Here is a 24,804-nt window from a genome sequence, read left to right as displayed (position 1 = left end):
GATCAGTGCATGACGCGCAAATACTCTTCGCCGAACGCGCTTTGCTTCTCGGCCATCTTCGCGAAATCGACGTCCTTGGCACGCGCATACTCCGACGCCGGCAAGAACTTGGCGGCTATGTCAGGCGGCAACGCTCCGCCGCGCACCGGTCGCAAATACGCGTTCGCCCACAAGCGCTGGCCTTCATCCGACAGCACGAAATCCAGCACCTTCTCGCCGTTCGCCTGATGCGGCGCGCCCTTCACGAGGCTCATCACATACGGCACCACGATCGTGCCTTCCTTCGGAATCACGAACTCCACGTTCGCGTGATCCTTGTATTTCGCACGATACGCGTCGAAGTCATAGTCGAGCAGAATTGGAATCTCGCCCGACATCACCCGTGCATACGCGGTCTGCTTCGGCACGATCGGCGCGTTGGCCTTCATCTTCTCGAACCACTCGAGACCGGGCTTGAAGTTGTCGAGCGTGCCACCCAGCGCCTGATTCACGGCCACTGCGCCCGCGTATCCCACGAACGCCGACGACGGATCAAGATAACCAACCATGCCCTTGTATTCCGGCTTCAACAAGTCCGCCCACGAACGCGGAACGGGCTTGCCGTCGAGCGCATCCTTGTTCACGAAAAAGCCCAGCGTGCCGGAATGAATCGCGAACCAGTAGCCGTTGGGATCCTTCATGCCCGCAGGGATATCGTTCCAATGCGCGGGCTTGTACGGTTGCACCAGGCCCTTGTCTTTCGCCTGGAACGCCGATGAAACGCCGAGATACACCACGTCGGCAATCGGGCTTTTTTGCTCGGCCATCATCTGCGCAATGGCCTGCCCGGAGTTCTTGTTATCGAACGGCACGCGGATGCCGGTCTGCTTCTGGATAGCAGCAATCTGGCTCGCCCAGTCCGCCCATTCCGGCGGACAGTTGTAGCAGATCGCGGTGCTGTCGGCATACGCCGCGCCGGCCGCGCAGAAAGTGGCCGTTGCTGCAAGCAGCGTAGCCAGGACATGACGAATTTTCATGCAGGATTCTCCGATACGAGGGAGGCCGTTCTGGCCGCGGGATCGATCAATGGCGCGATGGTCGCACCGGTTCTTACGCTATGGGGCAACTTGAAGGGAATGGAGCTGCTGCTTGTATCGTGGGCCAAACCCAGACGGGTCGCGAGATGAAGCCACGCGCACCGGCCAATCTCGCGGTTCGGCGTGGCGACGCTGGACAGCGCTGTCGATAACCATTCGCCAAGCGGGATGCCATCGAAACCGAGCACCGAGATATCGTGCGGCACGGACAATCCCGCATGCCGCAAACCGCGCATCACGATGATCGCCAGACGGTCGTTGCTGCAGAAAAGCGCAGTGGGCCGGCGAGCAGGATCGGAGAGATGGGCGAGCAGCGATGGCGGCAAATCGTCCGCGTTGAAATCGAGTTCGATCGGCGGATGGGGCGTGAGGCCGGCGTCGAGCATCGCGTCTTCGTAACCGCGATATCGCAAACGCGCGCGATCCGATTCCGCGAACGAACCCGCCAGCATCAGAATGCGCCGATGCCCGCGCTGCAACAAAGCACACACGCCGTCACGCGCTGCCCGCCGGTTATCCACCGATACCGCCGCGCGATACGCCGTGTCGTTATGCGCCAACACATAAGGCAAGCCGATGCGATCAAGTTCATCCAGCAAGGGGTTGGATTCAGCGTCGGCCACCGTCGCGATCAGGCCGTCCACGCGTTGCTCGCGCAAGGTCTCGATCGCGCGGCGCTCACGCGCGCTGTCATATGCGGTGGTCATCAGCATCAAGCGATAGTCACTGGCCGATGCCGCTTCATCAATGCCTTGCAGCGACTCGGCGAAGACGGGATTGGCCAGTGTCGGCACGATCACGCCGACCAGTCGCGTGTGTACGCCGCGGAGCTGACGACCTCGTGCACTGGGCATGAAGTCGAGTGCTTCGATCGACTCGCGCACCTTGGCGAGCGTCTCCGCGTTCAGCAATTGCGGTGCGTTAAGCGCACGCGACACAGTGGCGATCGAGACGCCTGAATGCGCGGCAACGTCCTTGATGGTGGAGTGCATGGGCTATGGCAAGAATGAACTGAAAACGTTTACAGCAGCGATTATCGAAGGGCTCTGTGACGTCCGCGTGAAAGGTTGCGACTCATGCCAGGTGAACCACGCGGCGCTTTTCATGCGCTCAAAAAAGCCTTGCCAGTAAACAGCCGATCCACCGCTCGCACCACCGGCGTTGAAGGGCCAGCCCCAACCTCACTCCAGCGCTCTACCTTACCGACTCTTTCTGCTTGTTATTTCCACGTAACCCCAGCGAAAGCAGACCGTCTTTTAGGGTTCATACGTAAGTGTTCCAATGCGCTCGGATCGAAAGAAAGGTCTTTGAACAGTCCGCATCCTAGTCCGCACCCGTCCCCAAAAGGCCAAGCGGCCACAACAAGCACTGAAACAAACAATGACATCGGGAGCTTCGCACATGTTTCGTCGAGCCTTAATGGTTGGCGTACCCACTGCAGCAATGGCTATCGGCCTATATGCCTGCGGCGGCGGCAACAACAGCAGTTCGTCGCAATCCGTTCAGAACCGGTTGGCGACGGCTACCCCCATCAAGCACATCGTCGTGATCTATAACGAGAACGTCTCGTTCGACCACTACTTCGCGACTTATCCGAACGCAGCGAACCCGGCAGGCGAGCCGGCGTTCACGCCGGCAGCAGGCACACCGGCGGTGAACGGTCTTAGTGGCACGTTGCTGACGGCCAACCCCAACTTCACGAACCAGCTCAACGGCGCGGCCGCAGCCAATCCGTTCCGCCTGGACCGCACGCAAGCCGCGACCGCCGACCAGAACCACGCGTACACGCCGGAACAACGCGCTTACAACAACGGCGCGGCCGACCTCTTCCCGAAGTACACGGGTAAGGGCACGGCAGGCGGCGCAGGCGCATTCGGCACCGCTGGCCAGGTCATGGGCTACTACGACGGCAATACGGTCGGCGCCCTCTGGAACTACGCGCAGCACTTCGCGATGAGCGACAACGCTTACACGGCCACCTACGGACCGTCGACACCGGGCGCACTCGAAGTCGTGTCGGGCCAGACCAACGGCCTGCAGGTCGTCAAGTCAAGCGCGAACGGCCCCGTCACCGCGACGAACACGGGTTCGTACTACGTGAACGACGGCCAGGGCGGCTTCACGCTGATCAACGACGTTGATCCGGCCAATGACACTTGCTCGAGCCTGACTGACACCGCGATGATGACCGGCAAGAACATCGGCGACTTGCTGAACGCCAACGACATCTCGTGGGGCGGCTTCATGGGCGGCTTCAACTTGCAGACCGTGAACAGCAACGGCACGACGGGTTGCAAGCGCAGCACGTTGTCGCCGGTGGTGGGTCAGGCAACCGCTGACTACGTACCGCACCACAACTGGTTCCAGTACTTCGCATCAACGGCCAACCCGACGCATGCCCGCCCGAGCTCGCAGGCAGCAATCGGCTTTTCGTTTGAAGTGGACGGCAAGACGCCGGAACCGGCGAACCACCAGTACGACACCGACGACTTCTTCGCGGCGGTGAAGGCCGGCTACTATCCGTCGGTCAGCTTCATCAAGGCGCCGGCGTTCCAGGATGGCCACGCAGGCTATTCGGATCCGCTCGACGAACAGGCTTTCACGGCGAAGGTCGTCAATTTCCTGCAGCAGCAGCCGGACTGGGCGAGCACCGCTGTGATCGTGGCCTGGGATGACTCGGACGGCTGGTACGACCATGCCTACGCAGTGCCGAACTCGTCGTCGTTCGACGCGGTTGCTGACCAGGTGAATGGCGCCGGCACGTGCGGCACGGGTACGGCTCCGCTGGGTGTGAAGGGCGCACCGGTGAATGGCCGCTGCGGTCCGGGTACGCGTATCCCGTTCGTGGTGATCTCGCCATGGGCCAAGGTGAACTACGTGGACCACACGCTGATCAACCAGGCTTCGGTGGTTCGCTTCATTGAAGACAACTGGCTCAACGGTACGCGTCTCGGTGGCGGTTCGTTCGACGCAACTGCCGGCAGCATCAACGGCCTGTTCAACTTCAGCGGTTCGGGTAACAACCCGACGCTGTTCGTCGATCCGAACCTGGGTATGCCGGTCGCATCGGTTCCCACCATCTGATTGTTGTCTGAACGCTCGCGTCGGTTCACCGACGCGGGCGGTAGTGTTCTTGCTGCGTCGCCGCCGAGCAATTGGCCGGCGGCGTTTTTTCAATGCTGCCTCTGCTTCCTGGTTAACATGTCGCACACCGTCATACCCCCGGTAACGCCTAACGCCGGCGAGAAGCCAAACTTTCCTCGCCCGAAAAACATCTTGCTCGGATGCATCGCCGCCGGGGTTCTCGGCGCCGCCGGATTCAGCGCATGGGCCATTGCCTTCCCTTCGCAAGTACCAGCCCGCGTAGGCGCCATCGTGGAAGACCTGACGGGTGCCAATCCGAATCCCGTTGTACTCTCCCGTCCGCCGGTCGCGCCGTTGAGCGCGGTCGCGCAACTCGGCCAGAAGATTTTCTTCGACGAGTCGCTGTCCGCCTCCGGTAAACAATCGTGCGCGTCCTGCCACAGCCCGGACCACGCCTATGGGCCGCCGAACAAACTTTCCGTGCAGTTGGGCGGACCGCACTTGACGCTGGAAGGCTATCGTCCGCCGCCTTCTCTGATGTATCTGTATTTGCAGCCTAACTTCAGCATTGGCCCCGATGCCGGCGAAGCCGAAGCACCGCCCGATTTCGCTGCCCTCGCCTCGCAAGCCGCCGGAACCGCCAAGGCGCAAAAGAACGCGGGTGTCGCGCCCGCTGCGCCGGCCATGGTGCCGCAAGGCGGTTTCTTCTGGGACGGCCGCGCCGATACGCTGCAGGCACAAGCATCCGGCCCGATGCTCAACCCCGTGGAAATGGCCAACACCAGCGAAGCTGATGTCTCCGCAAAATTGCAGCGCACGGCTTACAAGGACGACTTCACCAAGCTGTTCGGCCCGCATATTTTCCAGAGCACGGACTTGACGGTCTCCGAGGCAATGTTCGCAGTTGCGCGTTATCAGATTGAAGAGCAGTCGTTTCATCCGTACACGAGCAAGTACGACTACTGGCTCGAGGGCAAGGCTCGCCTGTCGCAAGCAGAACTGCACGGCCTGCGTCTCTTCAACGATCCCGACAAAGCCAACTGCGCCGGCTGCCATTTGTCCAAGCCCAGTTCCGATGGCGTGCCGCCGATGTTCACCGACTACCAATACGAAGCGCTCGGCGTACCGCGTAACACCAAGCTTGCTGTCAACCACGATCCGAAGTTCTACGACATGGGCGTATGCGGCCCGTTCCGCGACGACATAAAGGACCAGACGCAGTATTGCGGCATGTTCCTCACGCCCACGCTCCGGAACGCCGCCACTCGGCAAGTGTTCTTCCATAACGGCGTCTATCATTCGCTCGACGACGTCATGGCGTTCTACAACGACCGCAACACCGCGCCGGAGAAGTTCTATCCGAAGGGCGCCGACGGCAAGGTCAACAAGTACGACGATCTGCCGCCGAAGTTCCACGCGAACATCGACGTGACCGACGCGCCGTTCGACCGCAAGTTCGGCGACAAGCCCGCGATGACCGATCAGGAGATGAAGGACATCATCGCGTTCCTGCATACCCTGACCGACGGTTATCACAAGGGCAGTTGACCTGCCCGATCAGCCTTTGGCGAGCTTGATGCTGGAGGCGTCCGCGGTCAGGTAACCGACTGTGGCGCCAAAGCGGTCCTTGAAGTTGGCCCGCACGATGGGGTCCAGCGCGGCCTTTACCTTGTCGTGGACCGGGCTTTCCCAGTCTCCCGCGTGCTGGAAGTTGCTCATGATGTAGGTCCAGCCGTTGATCTCGTCAACCGCGTGAAGACCGGTCGATTCTGCACCGGCCGGACACGACAGCACGCGTGACAGCGTTTGCGTATCCACGTTGTAGGTCCACAGGAAGTTGTTCACATGCATGCCCGAATCTTCGCCGATGAAGAGCGTGCGCAGCTTCTCCGAGAACTTCAGGTTGTCCGGGTTCGCGATCTTCGCCGCGTTCGCTGTATTGCCGAGCGCATCGGGCGTTGAGAGGTCTTCGCCCACGAGCGCTGCCGGTGCGGCCATGTCGACCGGCACCCATTCGCTGTTGATCGCAGCACCGCTCGTATCCCTTTGCCCCGCTCTCAGGTTCAACGCATAGACCGCACCGGCGTTGATCGTTTTATCGACGGCTACATCTGTGGATGCCGCGTTGCCCCTGACCATCGACTTTTCGACGCGTGACATGGCGCTGTACACGATCTTGTCCTTCGCGTTGATCGTCGTGCCCTCGAGCTTCGTAAAGCCCATGCTCCCGCCGATATACGCCGCGTAGCGATGCGTCTCCAGGAATGCCGCCGCCTTCTCCATACCCGGCTTGATGCGGATCCAGTTGAACGTGCCGTTGAAATTGATCTTCGTGAAGCTGGCGTCGAGCGGGTCCTTGGTGCTCACGTCCATGATGTCCGACGCTTTCAGCTTCGCAGCCATCGCTTCAATCTCCGCGCTCGTCGCGCTGCCAATCCTGATCCACGTCAGGTTTGCAGAGCCCGCGCCCGCCGACGATGTCTGCGTCCACTTCGCCACATACAGCGTGCCTGATGACAAGTCCTCTGCACGATCCGCGATGAACATGAAGAGGCCGCCGTTGGTTGCGTCGTCGCCCATCATGACGGTGCGCTTGTCCGGCATCACCTGTACCAGTTCGTGCGAGAGGCGCCCGAGGTTGTAGTGTTTCCTGATCGTGCCGGTGCCGTCCGGGTTCACCGTGACTTCGGGGAGATGGCCATAGTTGTATGGGTTCGCACGGCTCGCGTCACCATAGAGACTAGTGCTGAACGCCTTGAACTGGCTGTTGGTTGAAATGGTCGTTGCGTCCGGTTCGTATTCTTCGCTCGATAGATGCGTGTTCCACGGCGATAAGCTCGCACCGCAAGTGATCCATAGTCCATTCGCCTTTGATGTATCCACGTTGTGATACTTCACGAGCGTCAGTTTGCCCGTCGTCTGATCCTGATCGAGCGTGAGCACGGCGATAGGCGATGGCAACTGTCCATACGCCGACACGAGGCTCTGGTCTCGCGTCGTATATTCAAACTGGACGACTGCGAATACGGCCTTTCCTTTGATGCCGGCGATCGTGGGTTTATCGAGTGACAGCAGCGACGTGCCGTCGGGGCAATCGGAGTAGAACTGGCGCTCTTTGCCTGCCACGGATTTGTCGATGATCGGCTGGTTGTTGATGTCGTAGTAACCACCTGCGAGCGTCGTGCCGCCGGTGCCGTTCGGCACCATATCGCCTGTCACGAAGAACGGCTGATAGGCGAGCTTGTACGCTTGCGTCGTGCCGTCGCTGTAGGTCACCGTGAGGGTCGAGCCGACCGTGGTGGTCGCCATGGCGGCCGTGTCTGCGAGAGACGGTGCTGCCATTGAAGCGAACGAAGCAGACTTGAACGATGCCGACGTGACCGGAGCGGTCGCGCTGTCGCCGCCGCAGCCGGCCAAAAGCGTCGAAACGGAGAACGCGCCTAGAGGCAGCATAGGTGCGCCCACGAGCAGTTTGAGGGCTTTACGGCGCGATACGTTGGGCTGCTCTTGCATGTCTGGTCCGGTTTTCTATCAGGTGGGGGCCAGCGCACCCTGTCATTGAAACGCCTTGGCGTTTGGATCATGAGTCGAGGGATGCGCGATGAAGGCGAAGTGTAATTTTCATTAATGAAAGCTATATGACAGTTAATAGTATGAATATGAAAGATTTGGCGGCCTGCATTCGGACGTCGGGTGATGCGGTAGTTTTTTCAACGCATTGACGGGGAGTGGCAGTTAGCCTGCGTCGGAGTGCGGGCACGTTAAAAGCTGATGTGGATAGAACCTTCGTCATCCGGTTCGATCAAGGAGCTTTCATGAAGCACGACCTTCAGTCCGCCCGCTACGCTTCCGACCTCGAATATGAAGTCCTCAGGCTGACACCGCACGCGTGGGTCCCGAACAACCGGCGCTTGCCGGTCCTGGTTTATCGGCGTGCTCTCGACCCTTCGCGCAAGGATCTCGGTGTGGTATTTGAAGCGCTTTTCGAGCTCAACAAATGGCCGCCGCAGTGGCGCGACAGCATCTTTGATTACCACCACTTTCACTCCACGGCGCATGAGGTGCTTGGGGCGATATCGGGAAAAGCGGAGGTGATCGTGGGTGGACCTGACGGTGTGGTCGTCTCGTTGGAAGCTGGCGATGTCGTGCTGCTTCCTGCCGGAACCGGCCACTGCTTGCAAGCGACGGAGGGACGGTTCCAGGTGGTTGGCGCGTACCCTAAAGGCCAGCAATGGGATATCCGGCGCGAGGCTTTATCCGAGGGAGAAATGGCTGCGATGGAAGCTTTGCCATTTCCACACAGCGATCCCGTTGGAGGGCGCGAGGGTCCATTGCTGGAGCAATGGATTTGAGTCATGGTCAGGGAAACGACCCTGTTATTCGGGGCGAGGTTGCATATTTACTGCTTGATTGATGTGCGCGCTTATTTGTGGGTACGGCTTCGTGTATTTGTGCGACTTCGTTCGGAGCAAGGTTGGTGACATGGTTCCTCGCGTGTACTGATTGATCGTTGGTTGTCTGCGGGTAGCGCGGGGTGAACCTTGGGCAGGTTCAGTCACTGGTGGCGAAGCGTGTGGGTATCCGTGTTCGGAGAAAGAGGGTTTCACACATCCGTGGTTCTGGCGAGCACCGTGCTTTTGCGGTACCCAAGTATGAAAACTGCACGCTGTGGACACTTATGAACCCGCGTTTTGAAAGCGTTTTCTTTGCTTCGTTTCTTTGTCGCACGTAGCGGGCGGTTCCCGCCCCTCGTCCGCTTGTCCGCTAGGTCCGTCTTCTGACTCGTCGATGCTATCCGTGCGTTGCTGCAAAGCCCTTGATGCAAACCCCTTGAGAGTTACCACCCGCGCGCCCGTCTGTATATTGAGATGGACGCGCGGAAAAGTGCGTTAGGGTTTCGCGTTTGCCGTTAAAAAAATCAGGAGACAAACGGGATGCGTGTGGAACTGTTCAACTACGGACGTTACCGATACATGCTGTGTGGTCCGAGTGATTTGTCGCCCGGTGAGCGCTACGAAACGGAGCTTGACGCACTCAAAGCCGGCGCGAAACTGTTTGAGGATCGGAACGAGAGACATTGGGCGTCTCAACCTGAAGTCGTGGCTCGGATTCGAACATTTTTGCAAAAGTCGATGCCTTGGCATCTATCCGGGCAGTGGGAAGACAGCCCGCGCGAGGTCGTGACATGTTTGTGTCGCTGTGTTCTTGACGGGTCGGTCGTCATTCTCCGAGCGGGACCCGCCTACATCGCGCATGGCGGCTTCGTTCCGACGCGCAAATATGACGACTACCAAGACGACAACTTAGCGCAGCGTATTAAAGCCTACGCGGATCGGTCCGCAGCGCACGCCGCCGACTTTGCGAGCTACACGCAAGCAGTCGATGAACGCGCGCAGGCGTCGAAGTTGGCGCTTACCCCGTTCCGGCATATCGAAACCATTGCTGAAGCGGGCGCGCGAAACCGTGCCGCGCGAGCTGCAAGTGGCGGGCTGGCGGCGCTTGCGTCGTCGGTCGGAACGGTCGTTTCCGCTGTAGCGTCGTCGCTCAATGTTTCGCCAAAGGACGAAAGCGTTGTAGATCTTGGCAACGTGTCTGAGCTTGGCACGGGCAGCACACTGCTAGGCGACGCCGCGCCGTTTGAGTTCATCAAGAGCACGACGGGCGATGATGTATTGTCTATGGCGGCGCGCGGCGTCAGCGAAGCGCAAGAATCTATGTGCTTGGCGGCGTACGAAAGTGCGCTCGACCTATGCGGCGTTCTTGCGTTTCCCATGGGGGGCGCGCGTGGTATAGCGATATGTAAGGCAAACGCGTTCGATCGGTATCAACAATGCAGAGGTTATTAATGAGCGCATTTCACCCATTGCGTAGTGTCGTGATTGATTTTTCGCCCGCAGATGATTCAATTTCGGTGTATCCAGTTGAACGTGCCGAGGTCGAGCACATCATGACTCATGCGCTCAAATTCCCGGTATTTTTCGACGAGGAAGCCGCGCGCGTTGGTGACGGTTTCGCGCTGGATGACGAGTTCGCGCGACGTTTAGGTGTATCGATATTGGGCGCGCTAGCGCTCTCATACCCGGACTTGAAAGCGATCCTAGCGACGACAAACGGGCCGATTCCCCGCACGGCTAGCCCGTCGCCTGATTAGAGTCGTCGTTCGCGGGCTGTTCTTGTGAGATGCGGGGCAGAAAAGTGCAGACGTGAGCGGATCACAACGGAGGCCGCACTGTGCATGCTCCCCCGCGCAGTGGCTAATAGCGATAGAGAAAATAACCGACTCATGCAAACCGCTAAGGCCGAAAGCAGCAACCCGGAATTAACTCAGACCGCTAACACCGGAACCTAGCGACCCAGCGCCGCCCCCCGACCGCCCCCCAGCCCACCAAACCCGTCCACCGGCGCGAGCACCCTAACTTGGTAAATCCTGCCCCTTCGTTTCCGGCGCGAACGGAATCACCGCCAGCCCGATCACGAACGCAATGGCAGTCAGCGCGATAGGCACGCCAAGCGTCTTCATATGCAGCACCATCGCGCCAATCCCGAAGTTCACTATCGCCCCGAAGAACCGCCCTATCGATGTGCAGAACGCAAACGCAGTCGCTCGAACTCGAGTCTCGAACTGCTCCGGCAACCACAAGCTGAACAACGCAAAATTGCCGCCGAAGAAACCGAGCACGACCAGCAGCGCGATGAACGGCACGAGTCCATTCTCCAGATAAAACGCCCAGCCGAACGCCAGCGCAATAGATACCGCCATGCCCACGAAGTACACCGCCAGCGTAAGTCTGCGACCAATGCGTTCGGCCATTGGCGGCAACGCAAGACACCCGATGATCGTGCCGATGGAAAGCAGACCCGTCGCAATCGACGCAGTCCTGGATGCGTCCGCCTTCGTCATGCCGGCCTTGGTCGCAAGCTGAATGACCGCCGACGGCTCATACACCGCGCCTGCCCACAGTCCAATAATCGCCACAGTCAGCAACACGGTCGCAACAATAGTCCTCTGCCGATATTGCGCCGAGAAAATCGATCGCAGCGAACTGGCCTTCTTGACCACGGTTGCTTCGACCTTCTCCCACTTGTCGGTTTCCTTCACGCGCAGCAACACGACAATGGAGACGATCACCGGCACGATGCCAACCAGGAACATTGCGCGCCAGCCGAAGGTCGCGCCAATCGTATAGTTAAGTGCGGCCGCCATGAAGAAGCCCGCGTAATACCCGGTCTGGAGATACCCCGCGCCCATCTTGCGACGATCCTCCGGCCACGCTTCCGCCACATAGGTCCCGGCCAGCGCCCACTCCCCGCCAATACCCACGCCCGCAAGAAAGCGATAGATGCCCAGCTCCCACACGGTATGTGAAGTCGCGGCAAGTCCGGTAAAGATCGCGAAGGTGAAGATGGTCGCTGCGAGCACCTTGGTGCGCCCGAAGCGGTCAGCGAGCGGACCCCAGATGAATGACAGTCCCCAACCCACCAGGAACAGCGCGAACAGGATCGATCCTGCCAGCCCTACATTCGCAGGTGTCGCCGCATAGCCGGACTTCGGCAGCAGTTCAATCAGCGCGGGTGCCAGCACCAATGCATAGATGAACGAGTCCATGCCATCGAGCGTCCAGCCGGCCCAGGCGCCCCAGAAGCCGACAATCTGCGTCCGGTTCAGTGGCGTACGGATGCGCCGGGTGGCGCCTATCGAAGGTTCCAGCGTACGTGGCATAACTGTCTTCCTGGTAGGTGTAAACCTGGTATGAGCGACGCGTTCTGTTCGACTGATCAGGCGTCTGCGGGTAAGCACCGGGTTTGCGTTACAAGCCCCCAAAGTGCATTTTCATATATAATATTTGAAAACGCGCTGTTGACCACTCCGCACTTGTACCTAGCTTCGGTAGAAAAAAGCATGAAAAGTGAACTGAATCCCCTGTTTCGCGAGGCTCACTTCGAGCCGCGCCAGAGCACGTCGCGTTATATAGCGGACGCGTTGCGCTCAGCAATCGTGGAAGGCACGCTGCTGCCAGGCGAGCCGCTGCGCCAGGACGCTATTGCCAAGCAGTTCTCCGTCAGCGCCATTCCTGTGCGCGAGGCGTTCAGGCAACTGGACAGCGAAGGCTGGGTCACCATTGAACAGAATCGCGGTGCATCGGTGAGCCTGCAGTCACCCGACGAAGCCCGCGAGATCTATGAGATCCGCGCTTCATTGGAGAGTCTGGCGATCGGCATCGCGATCGAGCGTCATACAGAGGCAACGCTGGCCGAGGCGCGCGAATTGCTGGAGGCCGCGGCCAACGAACAGGACCAGGCGCTCTATGTAGTGCGCAACGAGCAGTTCCACATGAGCCTGTACGCGCCTGCTGAGCGCCCTCACCTGATGGAACTGATTGGTACGATGCATCGGCGGGGCGAGCGTTATCTGCGTCTCAAGTTCGGCATGCCTACGTTCAAGGGACAGTCGGACGCCGAGCACGAGGCCATTCTCAACGCCCTGCATGAACGCGATACCGAAGCCGCACAAACACTGGTCGCACGCCATTTGCTCGCGACGGGCGAACTGGTTTATGGTTTTCTCCACGACGCGCAAATGCAGGCTCAAGCCACGCAGCCAAAGAAGCGCCGCCGCCCTTCCACTTCGCGGTCAGACTAAGCGCTGATTTCGTTTCGCTGATCCTGCTCAATACCGAGGCCATCCTATGAATCCTCCCGCACAAGCCGGCACCACCCCAGCACCGCGCCAGTGGAACACGCGCGCGCTGGAAAAGGCCCGGCGCCTGAAGGCTATTGAAGGCTGGCTCGACAATGGCGTGCTCAAGGCAGAACGCATTGTCGATGCTCTGGAAACACTGATTCAATCCGGCGATCGTGTCGCGCTGGAGGGCAACAACCAGAAGCAAGCCGACTTCCTGTCGCGCGCGTTCGCGAAGCTCGACCCGGCGCGCGTGCATGACGTTCATCTGCTGATTTCCAGCATCAGCCGACCCGAGCATCTGACGCTGTTTGAGCGCGGCATCGCGCGCAAAGTGGACTTCTCGTTCGCAGGGCCGCAGAGCCTGCGAGTCGCGCAGTTGCTCGAAGACGGGCAGCTCGAAATTGGCGCCATCTATACGTATATAGAACTGTATGCGCGCATGTTCATCGACCTGACGCCGCAGGTTGCGCTGGTCTGCGCGGTGCAGGCCGATCGCCACGGCAATTTGTATACGGGTCCGAACACCGAGGACACGCCGACTATTGTGGAGGCAACCGCGTTCCGTCATGGCATCGTGGTGGCGCAGGTGAACGAGATCGTCGACGAACTCCCGCGCGTAGATATCCCCGGCTCATGGGTCGATGTCGTCGTGCAGGCGGACCGTCCGTTTGCGGTCGAGCCGCTGTTCACGCGCGATCCCCGCCATATCGGCGAGTTGCAGATCCTTATGGCCATGATGACCATTCGTGGCATCTACGAGCGGTACAGCGTGACGGCCCTGAACCACGGCATTGGCTTCGACACCGCCGCGATCGAATTGTTGCTCCCAACTTATGGCGCAGCGCATGGGCTCAAGGGCAAGATCTGCACGCACTGGGCGCTCAATCCGCATCCCACGTTGATCCCTGCCATCGAGAGCGGTTGGGTGGAAAGCGTGCATTGCTTCGGCAGCGAAGTGGGCATGGAGGATTACATTGAAGCGCGTTCCGATGTGTTTTTCACGGGCCGCGACGGCAGTCTTCGATCCAACCGCGTGTTGTGTCAGCTCGCCGGTCAATACGGCGTTGACCTCTTTATCGGCTCGACGCTGCAGATGGACGCCGACGCGAATTCATCGACCGTTACGCTCGGCCGCCTTGCCGGATTCGGCGGTGCGCCGAACATGGGGCACGATCCGCGTGGGCGCCGTCATTCGAGCGCGGCGTGGTTATCGCTGATGAAAAACGATGGACCGAACAGCGCGATAGGACGCGGGCACAAGCTCGTCGTGCAAACCGCCGAGACCTTCAAGAAGGGCGGCGAGCCGACCATTGTCGACGCCCTCGATGCCATCGCTGTCGGCAAGCAAAGCAACATGCCCATTGCCCCGGTCATGATCTACGGCGACGACGTAAGCCATGTTGTGACCGAAGAAGGGATCGCGTATCTGCATGCTGCCGAAGGCGTGGAAGAGCGCCGTGCGGCGTTGCGCGCCGTCGCGGGCGTCACACCCATCGGCATGCGCGCCGACCCCGCCAAGACGGCGGAATTGCGGCGACGCGGCATTGTTGCCTACCCGGAAGATCTGGGCATCCGGCGCGGTGAAGCGAAGCGCTCGTTGCTGGCGGCACGCAGCATCGACGATCTGGTCGCGTGGTCGGGCGGGTTGTACCAGCCGCCGGCAAAATTCCGCGGCTGGTGATCGCGATGGCCTGCACTCAGCCCGTGGTAATCGATGTTGCCTGCGACCCGTCGACGCTCGCGGATCTTGCAGTCGCCGCGTTGATTGATGAGGCGTGTCTCACGCCGAAACCCGCGCTGGTCGACCGGCGTGGGAGCGGTGCACATCGCGATCTCGACCTCGATACGATGCTGCGTTCGGCGCGTTCGTTACGGCCTACTTTTCTGGCGCTGGCGCGCGCAGCCGTTGATCAAAAGCCTTCGCAGCGGCTGCGTGAACAGCTTGCGCGTATTGGCCGTGAGGGTGAAGTGGCGATGCTTCGTGCAACAAATGGCAGCAACGCGCATCGCGGAGCGATCTGGATTGTCGGCTTGTTATGCGCCGCTGCTGCAATAAATCCTTTGGGTGAGCCCTTCGAACTCTGTGCGCAAGCCGCCGCCATCGCGCGCTTCGAGGATCGTTTCGCGCCGTCACCGAACGCGATGAGCAACGGTGCACGCGTTTCCCAGCGCTTCGGTGTGGCCGGCGCACGCGGTCAGGCCGCCGAGGGCTTCCCTCACGTGCTCGAAGCCGGCTTACCCGCACTGCATCGTTCGCGCGCGAATGGCGCAACTGAAGATGAAGCGCGGCTCGATGCACTGCTCGCCATCGTTGCGACACTCGACGATACCTGCCTGCTGCATCGCGGTGGCCGGGTCGCGCTTGAAGCTGCACAGGCCGGGGCGCGCGACGTGCTGCAAGCAGGCGGCACAGCACGGCCGCAAGGCCGCGCCGCGCTCGCGCGCCTCGACCAACGTCTGACAGAACTGAACGCATCTCCCGGAGGCGCGGCGGACTTGCTGGCCGCCACCCTCTTCCTCGATACCCTGCCGCACGTCGGCTGACGCGGAGAACACGTCATGGAAAACTTGCGCTACGAATATCCCGCCACCCGCCCCGTGCCGCAACGCGCGCATGTGGGCGTGGTCGGCTCGGGCGACCTGGAGATCCTGCTGTCGCCATCGGAGAGTCAACACGCGGAAGTCGTGATCCGCACGAGCGTAGACGGTTACGAGCACGTGTGGAAAAGCGTGCTCGACCGTTTCTTCTCGCGCTACGACGGCGCCGCGCGCCTCGAACTCAACGACTTCGGCGCAACACCCGGCGTTGTCATGTTGCGGCTCGCCGAAGCAGTGGAAGCGAGTGAAGGAGACGCATCATGAGTGCTCACGATACCTTCATCGCGCAGCATAGTTTTATCGAATTGACCGCGCGTGAACGTGCCCGTGCGTTGCTCGATACCGGCACCTTTCGCGAGTTGATAGGGCCGTTCGACCGGCTCGAATCGCCGTGGCTCGCCATGCAAGATGTGGTCTGTCAGGCCGACGACGGTGCCGTCATTGCGCGCGGTACGCTCGGCGGCAAAGCGGCTGTCATCGCGGCGATTGAGCCTGCGTTCCAAGGCGGCAGCATTGGCGAAGTGTCGGGTGCGAAGATCGCGGCGGCGCTTGAAATGGCGCTGCGCGAGTTCGAAGCGGGCCGCAAGATCCTGCCAGTGATTCTGTTCGAAACCGGTGGCGTGAGGTTGCAGGAAGCGAATCTCGGTCTCGCGGTGATCGCGGAGATTCAGGCTGCGATCGTCGCTTTGCGCCGCTACGTGCCGGTGGTCGGTGTGATCGGCGGCATGGTTGGCTGCTTCGGCGGGATGTCGCTGGCGGCGGCGTTATGTACCCGGTTGATCATGACGCGGCAGGCACGGCTCGGGATGAACGGGCCTGAAGTCATCGAACAGGAAGCGGGCGTGGAAGAGCTCGATTCAGGCAACCGGAGTCTCATCTGGTCGATGATCGGCGGCGAGCAACGAGCAGCCGTGGGCCTGGTCGATACCCTCGTGGAAGACGATACCGATCAGGTTCGCGACGCGGTGCTCAGCGCGTTCGAAAGCGGTGTGCCGGCGAGCCATCGGACCGAACAGGTCGATGCACAACTTGAACGGCTGGCGCGCGTGGACCCATCGGCAATCGATCCGGCCGTGTTGCGGACGCTTTGGCAAGGAGAGGTTTGATGAACGCATCACGTGGGCAAATCTGGTTCGACGCGTTGACGTCGAATGAACGCTCGGCTTCGGGCAATGAATGCAACGAAGGTCCGATCCGCAGCGCCGATGCACCGCTTGGAGACACGAGCGCGCGTTTCATCACCGTCGTTCCCGATCCGCATAACCGCTTTCCGCGCGCCACCGATAACGTGGTCGGTCTCGAACAGGGCTGGTTGCTCGCACGCGCCGTACGCAGCGCGATGGATGCGGACCGCGACGCTTCGGTCAAGCGTCCGATTGTGGCTATTGTCGATGTGAAGAGTCAGGCGTATGGCCGCCGCGAAGAACTGCTCGGCGTTCATCTCGCGTGCGCGGCCGGCGTCGATGCGTACGCAAGCGCGCGGCTCGCCGGGCATCCTGTGATTGCGCTGATTGTCGGCCCGGCGATGTCCGGCGCGTTCCTCGCGCATGGTTATCAGGCGAACCGGATCATCGCGCTGGACGCGGACGGCATCGCCGTCCATGCAATGGGCAAGGAAGCAGCCGCGCGTGTCACGCGTCGCAGCGTTGAAGGGCTCGATGAACTCGGCGACCGGGTGTTGCCTATGTCGTACAAGATGAGCGCTTACGCGAAGCTTGGGCTGCTGCATGAGCTCATCGCCGGCATTGATGCAGATGCGCCCGGGAAAGAAGATATCGAACGTGTACGTGGGTCCTTGATCGCTGCTGTTGACGATGCGCGCAAAGGTCCGCGCGATCTGTCATCGCGCTTGCAGTCGGACGATGCCAAGCGGATTCGCGCCGCATCTATAGAAGTGCGCAAGCGCATGGCGGAGCAATGGAACGCGTCGTGAGTCCGCACGACCTGTTGCAGCTCGCGCCGGGAACGCCTGATTTTTCCGACGCCCCGGCGTGGGTCGCGGCTTCGCTGAAACGCGCTCCGTTCGTCGTGGTTCGACGAGCGGTATCGGTGAAGGGGTTGATCGCGGTCGGCGTTCGTGGCGCGATACGGAGCGAACGCTTTGGCACATGGCTTGATCCGCGTTATGTAGAGCGAGTCCTTGGACCTGAAACGCTTGTGGATTTAAAGCCTTTAGTGACACGTGCGAAGCTGCCCGCGTTCGCACTGTTGCAAGCGGTTGCTCCAGTCTGCGAAGCAACTGGCTACCTTTGGGGACCTACTGGCAGCACCGGCTTTGAACTCGCGAGCGGATATCCAACGGTCACGCAAACAAGCGATCTCGACCTGCTGCTGCGCGCGCCAGATCGACTCGATCGCACCGCAGCGAAACTACTATTCGATGCTCTCTCCCAAGCCGCGCTCGACCACGGCACGCGCATCGATATGCAGATCCAAACCCTCGACGGCGCGTTCTCGCTGGCCGAATACACGCATCCGGGTACGCGGGTAATGATGCGTTGCGCCGATGGTCCGAAGCTCGTCGCCGACCCGTGGCAGACGAGTCAAGCGGCATGATTGCGTTCCTCTTCCCCGGTCAGGGCTCGCAATTCGCGGGCTTTTTGCACACGCTTGGGGGCACGACGCCGCGAGCGCGTATTGCTGAAACTATCGAAGAGGCATCGGATGTGCTGCATACCGACGTGCTCTCACTCGATCACGCCGATGCATTGAGTTCAACTGTCGCCGTGCAACTCAGCTTGCTCGTTGCGGGCGTCGCGACCGTCCGAGCATTGCAGCATGAAGGCATCGTACCGGATGCGGTGGCGGGTTTATCGGTAGGAGCGTATGGCGCTGCGGTTGCGTGCAATGCCCTGCCTTTCAGCGACGCCTTGCAGCTCCTTCAGCTACGCGCGCAATTGATGGAACGCGCTTATCCGCACGACTACGGCATGCTGGCTGTGTCGGGTCTAAGCGAGCGTGAACTGAACGCTGTGATAGCAAATGCCCATACGCAGGCCGCTCACATTGCGAATTTGAATGCGCCGCGACAGATCGTGGTGGCAGGCGCCAACGCGGATCTCGACCAGGTGCGCGAACGCGCGCTGGAAGCAGGCGCGCGCAAGGCCGAGCGGTTGGCGGTCAGCGTACCGTCCCACTGCGTGCTACTCGACGACGCCGCTCGCGAACTCACCGGGGCCGCCTCGAAGATCACCTTCCACGCACCGACGATTCCATATATCAGCAATCGCGGTGCACGGCCTTTGCGACAGGCCGACGCGATCCGCACCGACCTTGCGACGAACCTGCGCTATCCCGTTCGCTGGCACGACTCCACTATCGTCCTGGGCGAACTGGGCGCACAGGTGTTCGTTGAAATGCCGCCCGGGCGCACGCTGACGCAACTCGCGGAAGACGCGCTGCCGGGTATCGCCAAAGTCGCGATAGAACAAACATCGATTGCATCGGCCGCCGCGCTGATCCGGGCACGCGCCTCCCGCTAGTCGTCGTTTATCGCGCCGTCTGTTTCATCAACCCCGCTATTGCAAAGCGTTTTCCCCGATCACCTTTCGTGGGCTCGCTTGTTATAATCATTTCATCTTGCGAACAAAATCTAACAACCACACCCACGACGTGCGGCTTGCGTCCACTGTCCTCTGCGAATGACCAAAAGCGATCGTTTGCGTGTTCTTGCCGATGCTTTGCGCGAGCAAAGTGTGATGCGTCTTCGCGATGCGGCGACCTTGCTCGATGTATCGGAGATGACGGTTCGCCGCGACATAGCAGCGAGTCCGGGGACCTTCACTTACCTTGGTGGATATATCGTTCGCGCCTCGGATGTTCCGAATAACGCGGGTTATACGATCGACGAAGAGAAAGATCATTTTGCACAGGCCAAGGCGGAGGCATCGGCGGTGGCTGCGCGGCTGCTTGCGAACAACGAGACCATTTTCATCGATTGCGGGACTACGTTGACCACGTTGGCGCGGCTCATTCCGGCTGAAATGCATTTGACCGTGGTGTGTTATTCGCTGAACGTGGCCGAGATTTTGCGACGCAAGGCCAATGTGCGAATGATTTTATTGGGCGGCGTTTATGCGCCTTCATCGGATTCGTTTTCCAGCGACGAAAGTATTGAAACGCTGCGGCGGATGGGGATTAACAAGGCGTTTATTTCAGCCGGCGGAGTGGATCAGTCGCGTGGCGTGACGTGTTGGAATTTTCACGAGGTCGCGATCAAGCAGGCGGCGATGGAGAGCGCGGTTGAAAGGCATCTCGTGGTCGATGCCAGCAAGTTGGGGAAGGTCAAGGCGGTGCGGTTTTCTCAACTGGATCAGTTTGATTCGTTGATTACGGAGAAGGGGATGGAAATTCGGAAGTGAGCAAAGCCATTAGTATGGCTAAGCATCGACAACCATCGCGCGGTTGTCACCTATGATCCCGATACGAACTTACTGCGCGGTGAATTTCTCGATTTGAACGGAGACGCGGACTTCTATTCCGGAGTTTCACGTTCGCGGGGTTGGTCCCGCAAATTTGCCGGGCGGTTCGATCGATAACCGCCCGTAAGCGAAACCAACCGCCCTTACGCCGCCCTTCTCCCCAGCGCAAACAACGTCCCCGCTACCAGAATAAACGCCCCGATAATCACCTTCTGCCAGGTACTCGGCACGCCGATCAGAATCAGGACGCTATTGATCAGCGTAACCAGCACCACGCCCAACAGGGTGCCCACCACCGTCCCCGTCCCACCGGTGATCCTCGCCCCGCCGAGAATCACAGCAGCAATCACGTCCAGCTCAGTCCCAACCAGATCGAACGGATTCGCCAGCCGATTCGTCGATACATGCAAAATTCCGGCGATACCCGCCAGCATCCCCGTGTAACCAAAAACAAAAAGGTGAATAGCGCGAAGGTTATAACCAAGCCGCTCGGCAATCGGCAGACTGCCGCCCATCGCATACACGCCCCGTCCCATCATCGTGCGGTTGAGTAGCCACCACGTCACGCCCGCAGCAATAAACAGCGCAATCACCGACACCGGCAACACTGCCCGAAGCCCATCGTTCGTGTGATAGAAAAACAGCGGCAACTGCCCGAAGCTATCCATGCTATGCGGGATATTCATGAAAAACTGCGTACCCACAAACGTCAGCAGCAACCCACGATACAAATACTGCGTACCAATAGTCACAATCAACGAAGGCGCTTTCAGCCGATGCACCAGCACGCCATTGATCAACCCGAGCAACACACCACCCACCGCGCCGCAAACCAGAATCACAAAAAACGGCGCATCGGGCCACCAGGCAAACACAGCCTTGGTGATTGAATACATCGTAAAAGCAGCAATGGCGGTAAAGGACACATCGATACCGCCCGATGCCAGCACGACCAGCGTCCCCAGCGCAAACAACGACACCGTGGTCCCCGAATGCAGCAAATCGAAGACCGTCGCGAACTGGAAGAAGCGCGGATTCAACGTGCCCACCACCAGGCACGTCACAAGAATCAAACCGACCGTGAACCATTCAGGATTACGAACCAGCCGCCCAATAAAACTGAGCCGCTGCACCTGCGGCGCAACCTCGGCCAATGCCGGACTTAGCGCGGATGCGCCTTGCGATGTCTGAGCAACGCGATGAAGTGACTCGCTCATGCTGCCTCTGAAAGTAAAGCGTGATAAAGATCGGCCTCAGTCAACTGCCCCGCACGATATTCGTTCGAGACACGGCCCTTCTTCATCATCAGGATTCGGTCGCAGTTCTGCAGCAGCTCAGGCAAGTCATCGCTGATCAAAATGATGCCGATGCCCTGCTTCGCCAAGCGCTGCATGATGCGGTAAATAATGTCCTTCGATCCCACATCCACGCCCACTGTGGGGCCGTGCAGGATCAAGACACGCGGGTCGATAGCAAGCCATCGGCCGATCAACACACGTTGCTGGTTGCCACCGGAAAGCGACTGAACCGGTTTATCGACGTCTGGCGTCGCAATCTGCAATTCCTTCACGGTGCGCTCTGCAAGCTCGCGCGCACGTTTCCGGTCGACCTGGCCGAAGCGGTCCCGCAGGCTGGAGATCATCGCGGTGATGACGTTGTCGCGAATGGACTTATCGAGAAAAAGCCCTTCGTTCAAGCGGTCTTCCGGCACATAGCCTATGCGTTGCCACTTAGCATCGGACGGCGTTTTAAGCCGCACGATAGAACCATCCAACGTCACCGTGCCGCTATCCGCGGGCGCGACGCCTGCCAATGCCCGCGCCAATTCGTTGCGCCCCGAGTCAAGCAACCCCGTCACGCCAAGAATCTCTCCGCGATGCAGCGAGAACGTGACATCGGCAAACTGGCGGGAGCGCGATAACGCCTTCACATCCAGCACGATGTCGTGGCCATCCATGACTTCAGCCTGCCGGTATCGCTCATTCGATAACTGCTTGCCCGTCATCAACTCGCCAATTTGCGCCTTCGTATAATTTTCGATCGGCCCTTGCGCCATCTTCTGACCATCGCGCAGCACGATCACTTCACCGCCGATCGCATAGCACTCATCCAGCTTGTGACTCACGAACAGCACGGCTACGCCGTCGGCGCGCAGCTTCGCCAGCACCGCGATAAGGTTGTCGACTTCCTTTTGCGTGAGCGATGTAGTCGGCTCGTCCATGATGACGAATTTCGCCTCGCTCGCAATCGCACGCGCGATTGCCACGAGTTGCCGCGTCGCCAGCGGCAACTGCTCGACCAGCGTGGCCTGGAAATCAGCGTCGCTGGGCAACCCGACCGCTTCCAAAGCACGCGCCGCCGTTTTCGCCAGCGCGCGGCGATCGAAGGTCCGCGCAAGCCGCCCCGCATGCGCGGCGAGTTCGGATGTCAACGCCACGTTCTCGGCAACATTCATGTTCGGCAGCAGCGAAAGGTCCTGATACACCGTCTCTATACCCGCCGACAACGCCTCCAGCGGCGCAAGCCGCGCGTGCCTTACGCCTTCGATCACAAGCTCGCCCTGATCGGGCGGCTGCGCGCCCGAGATGATCTTGATCAGCGTGCTCTTGCCGCACCCGTTCTCGCCGAGCAGGTGGTAAATCTGCCCGCGCTGGAACGAAAGGCTCACGCCACGCAGCGCATAAACGCCGGTAAAGCGCTTATGGATATCGACGACTTCGAGAAGCGGCGTTGTACTCATCATTGAACCTTCTACCCTGTCAACTTCCTGAAGACAGCGCGCACGGCAGCCGTGCGCGCTTTACCGCATCAGCGATTAACGATCAGAACGGATACTGCTTGTAGTTGGTCTTGTCGACGTCTACCCAGCCGGTGCCGCGCACAATGATGCCCTTGCCCGGACCCTTGGTGACCGTGACCTTGTTATAACCAACGAGACCGAGGTCAGCACCGTTCTCCACCGTCTTGCCATCGATCAACATTTTCGCGACCTTGTTCATCGCAATACCGGCAAGCTTCGGATCCCAGAAAGCGATGCCGTTGATCGCGCCGCTCTCGAGGAACTTGCCGGCTTCCGTCGGCAGGCCCGTACCGTACACGCAGATCTTGCCAATCTTGCCGGCCTCTTCCACCGCACGCCCAATGCCGATCACGTCCAGCGACGACGACCCTTGAAAACCCGTCAGATCCGGGTGCTTGCGCAGCACTTCCTTCGCTACCTGGTAGGCACGCTCGCCATCGTTATTGGTTTCAAGCTTCGGTTCGACCAGATCCATCTTCGGGTACTTCTGCTTCGCATTGCCAATACCGCCATCGGCCCACTGAACCTGCGAGCGGCTACCGAGCGAGCCGACCAGCACCGCCCATTTGCCCTGATCGCCCATGCACTTCGCGAGCCGTTCGTTCAGGCCTGCGCCGTACGCGGTGTTGTCGAAGGCTTCGATGTCGACCATCGTGTTCTTCTCGTTGTCCGCTTCATGCGTGACAACCTTGATACCGCGATCCATCGCTTTCTTGAGCGCCGGTTCGAGGGTCGGCGGATCGTAGGGAACCACCGCGATCGCCGTGACTTTCTTCGCGATCAGGTCTTCGATAATCTTCAGTTGCTGCGCAGCGTCCGCCTGCCCCGGTCCGGTCTGATACGCGTTCACGCCCGGGTTGTCCTTAGCGAATTCCTTCACACCCTCGTCCATCCGGTTGAACCAGTTGATACCTGTGACCTTGACCACCGTGACGATGGTTTCGTCGGTCGCGGCCTGCGCGACAGCAATGGCTCCGGCCGCAAGCGTGACAGCGGTAAGCGCGATGGCGATTCGATTGAGTTTCATGCGTTGTCTCCGTTATGGTTTGTTTGTGCTGCACATGAGATGAAGTTTTGAAGCCCGGGAAGCTTGTTTATCCAGTCACGCCGCCGGCGGTTTTGGCACCTTCGAGACGGGCGCGGCGCCGCCCATGCCGAAGATCGCCCGCACGCGCTCTCCACCCGCAAGCGCCAGCGACGCGAGCAGCAGGAAGCCCCACGCACAGTCGCCGAAGAACTGCGAGATGCCCAGCAGGTTGAACAGGCTCGACAGGAACTGGAGCACGGTCGCGGCCAGGAAGACGCAGACTATCCTTCCGTAACCGCCCGCCGGATTCACGCCGCCCATCACGGCGATCAGGATCGCGATCAGCAAGTACGAGTTGCCGTAGTCCCACTTTGCGCTTGACGTATGCGACGCGCTGATAAGTCCCGCGAGCGACGCAAGCACGCCGCACATGCCGTAGGTCAGGATCAACATGCGGTCGCGCGGAATGCCGGCATAAAACGCGGCTTTCGGATTCGTGCCCATCAGGTAGAGCCGCAAACCGAACGGGGTGCGCTTCAACACCCAGCCGAGCAGCAACACCGTGACCACGAAAATCCACAGCGAAATGGGCACTTGCAGGAAGGTGCCATTGCCGATGTCGGAGAGGGCGTCGACGTACTCCACCCGCACGGATGCACCATTGCTCAACACCACGGCAATGCCGGTAAACAGCAGCGACGTACCGAGCGTGCAGAGGATAGGCGTGAGTTTCAGGCGCGCAATAATGAAGCCGTTCATCAAGCCGCCGGCCGCCCCAAGCGTCACGGTGATCACGCAGAACACGGCGGTATAGAGCGACGGCGAGTTGTCGGCGGAAACGAGCATGGGCAGCAACTGCGCGGCGACCATGCCCGAGAGGTTCGCGAGCGCGACACCCGACAGGTCGATACCGCCGTTACCCGATACCATCGAGAGCATGATGCCGAGCGCGAGGAGGCCCAGCTCGGGCAACTGACTGCCCATGGACTGAAGGTTGTCGATATCGACGAACTGGCCATGCGACAAGGCAGTCGCGACAATCACGACCAGCAGGTTCACGGCGACCAGGAAATTCAGTTGCCGGTCGGCGAGCCATTTCGATGTGTTCATCGAGG

General features: G+C 60.2%; 22 protein-coding genes. 14 read left to right on the top strand and 8 right to left on the bottom strand.

Annotated elements, in window-relative coordinates; all coding sequences use genetic code 11:
• Positions 1 to 2 precede the first annotated feature (2 nt).
• Positions 3 to 1,016 carry an ABC transporter substrate-binding protein gene (locus tag SBC1_RS23140; RefSeq protein WP_165095421.1) on the bottom strand — a complete coding sequence of 338 codons (1,014 nt, stop codon included), beginning with the start codon at positions 1,014 to 1,016 and terminating at the stop codon, positions 3 to 5.
• Positions 1,013 to 2,068 (bottom strand): substrate-binding domain-containing protein, encoded by a 1,056-nt coding sequence (locus SBC1_RS23135; RefSeq protein WP_165095425.1) that lies wholly within the window; start codon positions 2,066 to 2,068, stop codon positions 1,013 to 1,015. The genes SBC1_RS23140 and SBC1_RS23135 overlap by 4 nt, the downstream gene beginning before the upstream one ends.
• 409 nt (positions 2,069 to 2,477) lie before the next feature.
• On the opposite strand from SBC1_RS23135, the gene SBC1_RS23130 reads away from it, so the two are divergent.
• Together SBC1_RS23130 and SBC1_RS23125 are read left to right on the top strand one after the other, a co-directional pair.
• The gene (locus tag SBC1_RS23130) at positions 2,478 to 4,160 is read left to right on the top strand and encodes a phospholipase C (protein ID WP_165095428.1); all 1,683 of its coding nucleotides are present in this window, start codon (positions 2,478 to 2,480) and stop codon (positions 4,158 to 4,160) included.
• 117 nt (positions 4,161 to 4,277) lie between these two features.
• Complete coding sequence (locus tag SBC1_RS23125) at positions 4,278 to 5,708, top strand: cytochrome-c peroxidase (protein ID WP_165095432.1); 1,431 nt, start codon at positions 4,278 to 4,280, stop codon at positions 5,706 to 5,708.
• A 9-nt stretch (positions 5,709 to 5,717) separates the two neighbouring features.
• Here the strand turns inward: SBC1_RS23125 and SBC1_RS23120 are convergent, their stop codons facing one another.
• Positions 5,718 to 7,673, bottom strand: coding sequence for a PhoX family phosphatase (locus SBC1_RS23120; RefSeq protein ID WP_165095436.1), 1,956 nt, complete (start codon positions 7,671 to 7,673; stop codon positions 5,718 to 5,720).
• 302 nt (positions 7,674 to 7,975) lie between these two features.
• Here SBC1_RS23120 and SBC1_RS23115 point away from each other — a divergent pair, with 302 nt between their 5' ends.
• The 3 genes from SBC1_RS23115 (at position 7,976) to SBC1_RS23105 (ending at position 10,311) form a co-directional block, all read left to right on the top strand.
• Positions 7,976 to 8,512, top strand: coding sequence for a cupin domain-containing protein (locus SBC1_RS23115; RefSeq protein ID WP_165095439.1), 537 nt, complete (start codon positions 7,976 to 7,978; stop codon positions 8,510 to 8,512).
• A 582-nt stretch (positions 8,513 to 9,094) separates the two neighbouring features.
• Entirely contained in the window at positions 9,095 to 10,006 is a 912-nt protein-coding gene (locus tag SBC1_RS23110) for a hypothetical protein (RefSeq protein ID WP_165095442.1), read from the top strand.
• Positions 10,006 to 10,311 (top strand): hypothetical protein, encoded by a 306-nt coding sequence (locus tag SBC1_RS23105; RefSeq protein WP_165093744.1) that lies wholly within the window; start codon positions 10,006 to 10,008, stop codon positions 10,309 to 10,311. The genes SBC1_RS23110 and SBC1_RS23105 overlap by 1 nt, the downstream gene beginning before the upstream one ends.
• Before the next feature lie 261 nt (positions 10,312 to 10,572).
• On the opposite strand, the gene SBC1_RS23100 is transcribed toward SBC1_RS23105, so the two are convergent.
• A complete protein-coding gene (locus SBC1_RS23100; protein ID WP_165095445.1) occupies positions 10,573 to 11,880 on the bottom strand; it encodes an MFS transporter in 1,308 nt (435 codons plus the stop codon).
• Positions 11,881 to 12,060: 180 nt separating this feature from the next.
• Between SBC1_RS23100 and SBC1_RS23095 the strand changes: the two genes are divergently transcribed.
• The 9 genes from SBC1_RS23095 to SBC1_RS23055 all read left to right on the top strand — a co-directional run bounded on the left by SBC1_RS23095 (position 12,061) and on the right by SBC1_RS23055 (position 19,802).
• Positions 12,061 to 12,801 carry a GntR family transcriptional regulator gene (locus SBC1_RS23095; RefSeq protein ID WP_165095449.1) on the top strand — a complete coding sequence of 247 codons (741 nt, stop codon included), beginning with the start codon at positions 12,061 to 12,063 and terminating at the stop codon, positions 12,799 to 12,801.
• Positions 12,802 to 12,847: 46 nt separating this feature from the next.
• Positions 12,848 to 14,524, top strand: coding sequence for a malonate decarboxylase subunit alpha (mdcA, locus tag SBC1_RS23090; RefSeq protein ID WP_165095452.1), 1,677 nt, complete (start codon positions 12,848 to 12,850; stop codon positions 14,522 to 14,524).
• 5 nt (positions 14,525 to 14,529) lie between these two features.
• Positions 14,530 to 15,387 carry a triphosphoribosyl-dephospho-CoA synthase gene (locus SBC1_RS23085; RefSeq protein ID WP_165095456.1) on the top strand — a complete coding sequence of 286 codons (858 nt, stop codon included), beginning with the start codon at positions 14,530 to 14,532 and terminating at the stop codon, positions 15,385 to 15,387.
• A gap of 15 nt (positions 15,388 to 15,402) precedes the next feature.
• The gene (locus SBC1_RS23080; protein WP_062086412.1) at positions 15,403 to 15,705 is read left to right on the top strand and encodes a malonate decarboxylase subunit delta; all 303 of its coding nucleotides are present in this window, start codon (positions 15,403 to 15,405) and stop codon (positions 15,703 to 15,705) included.
• Complete coding sequence (locus tag SBC1_RS23075; protein WP_165095461.1) at positions 15,702 to 16,547, top strand: biotin-independent malonate decarboxylase subunit beta; 846 nt, start codon at positions 15,702 to 15,704, stop codon at positions 16,545 to 16,547. Before SBC1_RS23080 ends, SBC1_RS23075 begins: the two co-directional genes overlap by 4 nt.
• Entirely contained in the window at positions 16,547 to 17,374 is an 828-nt protein-coding gene (gene mdcE, locus SBC1_RS23070; RefSeq protein ID WP_165095464.1) for a biotin-independent malonate decarboxylase subunit gamma, read from the top strand. Before SBC1_RS23075 ends, mdcE begins: the two co-directional genes overlap by 1 nt.
• The gene (locus SBC1_RS23065) at positions 17,359 to 17,997 is read left to right on the top strand and encodes a malonate decarboxylase holo-ACP synthase (protein WP_165095468.1); all 639 of its coding nucleotides are present in this window, start codon (positions 17,359 to 17,361) and stop codon (positions 17,995 to 17,997) included. Before mdcE ends, SBC1_RS23065 begins: the two co-directional genes overlap by 16 nt.
• On the top strand, positions 17,994 to 18,923 hold the full coding sequence (gene mdcH, locus SBC1_RS23060) for a malonate decarboxylase subunit epsilon (RefSeq protein WP_165095471.1): 930 nt from the start codon (positions 17,994 to 17,996) through the stop codon (positions 18,921 to 18,923). Before SBC1_RS23065 ends, mdcH begins: the two co-directional genes overlap by 4 nt.
• A gap of 159 nt (positions 18,924 to 19,082) precedes the next feature.
• Positions 19,083 to 19,802: a DeoR family transcriptional regulator gene (locus SBC1_RS23055; protein ID WP_165095474.1), complete on the top strand. Its 720-nt coding sequence runs from the start codon at positions 19,083 to 19,085 to the stop codon at positions 19,800 to 19,802.
• Between the two features lie 203 nt (positions 19,803 to 20,005).
• Here SBC1_RS23055 and SBC1_RS23050 read toward each other — a convergent pair whose 3' ends face one another.
• The 4 genes from SBC1_RS23050 to SBC1_RS23035 all read right to left on the bottom strand — a co-directional run bounded on the left by SBC1_RS23050 (position 20,006) and on the right by SBC1_RS23035 (position 24,799).
• The gene (locus SBC1_RS23050) at positions 20,006 to 21,079 is read right to left on the bottom strand and encodes an ABC transporter permease (RefSeq protein ID WP_165989024.1); all 1,074 of its coding nucleotides are present in this window, start codon (positions 21,077 to 21,079) and stop codon (positions 20,006 to 20,008) included.
• The gene (locus SBC1_RS23045) at positions 21,076 to 22,605 is read right to left on the bottom strand and encodes a sugar ABC transporter ATP-binding protein (protein WP_165095481.1); all 1,530 of its coding nucleotides are present in this window, start codon (positions 22,603 to 22,605) and stop codon (positions 21,076 to 21,078) included. Before SBC1_RS23045 ends, SBC1_RS23050 begins: the two co-directional genes overlap by 4 nt.
• A gap of 79 nt (positions 22,606 to 22,684) precedes the next feature.
• Positions 22,685 to 23,689 carry an autoinducer 2 ABC transporter substrate-binding protein gene (locus SBC1_RS23040; RefSeq protein WP_165095484.1) on the bottom strand — a complete coding sequence of 335 codons (1,005 nt, stop codon included), beginning with the start codon at positions 23,687 to 23,689 and terminating at the stop codon, positions 22,685 to 22,687.
• Positions 23,690 to 23,764: 75 nt separating this feature from the next.
• Positions 23,765 to 24,799 (bottom strand): ABC transporter permease, encoded by a 1,035-nt coding sequence (locus tag SBC1_RS23035; RefSeq protein WP_165095487.1) that lies wholly within the window; start codon positions 24,797 to 24,799, stop codon positions 23,765 to 23,767.
• Between the last annotated feature and the right edge of the window lie 5 nt (positions 24,800 to 24,804).

The sequence above is a fragment of the Caballeronia sp. SBC1 genome (assembly GCF_011493005.1).
Taxonomy (GTDB): Bacteria; Pseudomonadota; Gammaproteobacteria; order Burkholderiales; family Burkholderiaceae; genus Caballeronia.
Note: the sequence above shows the minus strand (reverse complement) of the source record. Positions and strands in the feature narration are given on the sequence as shown.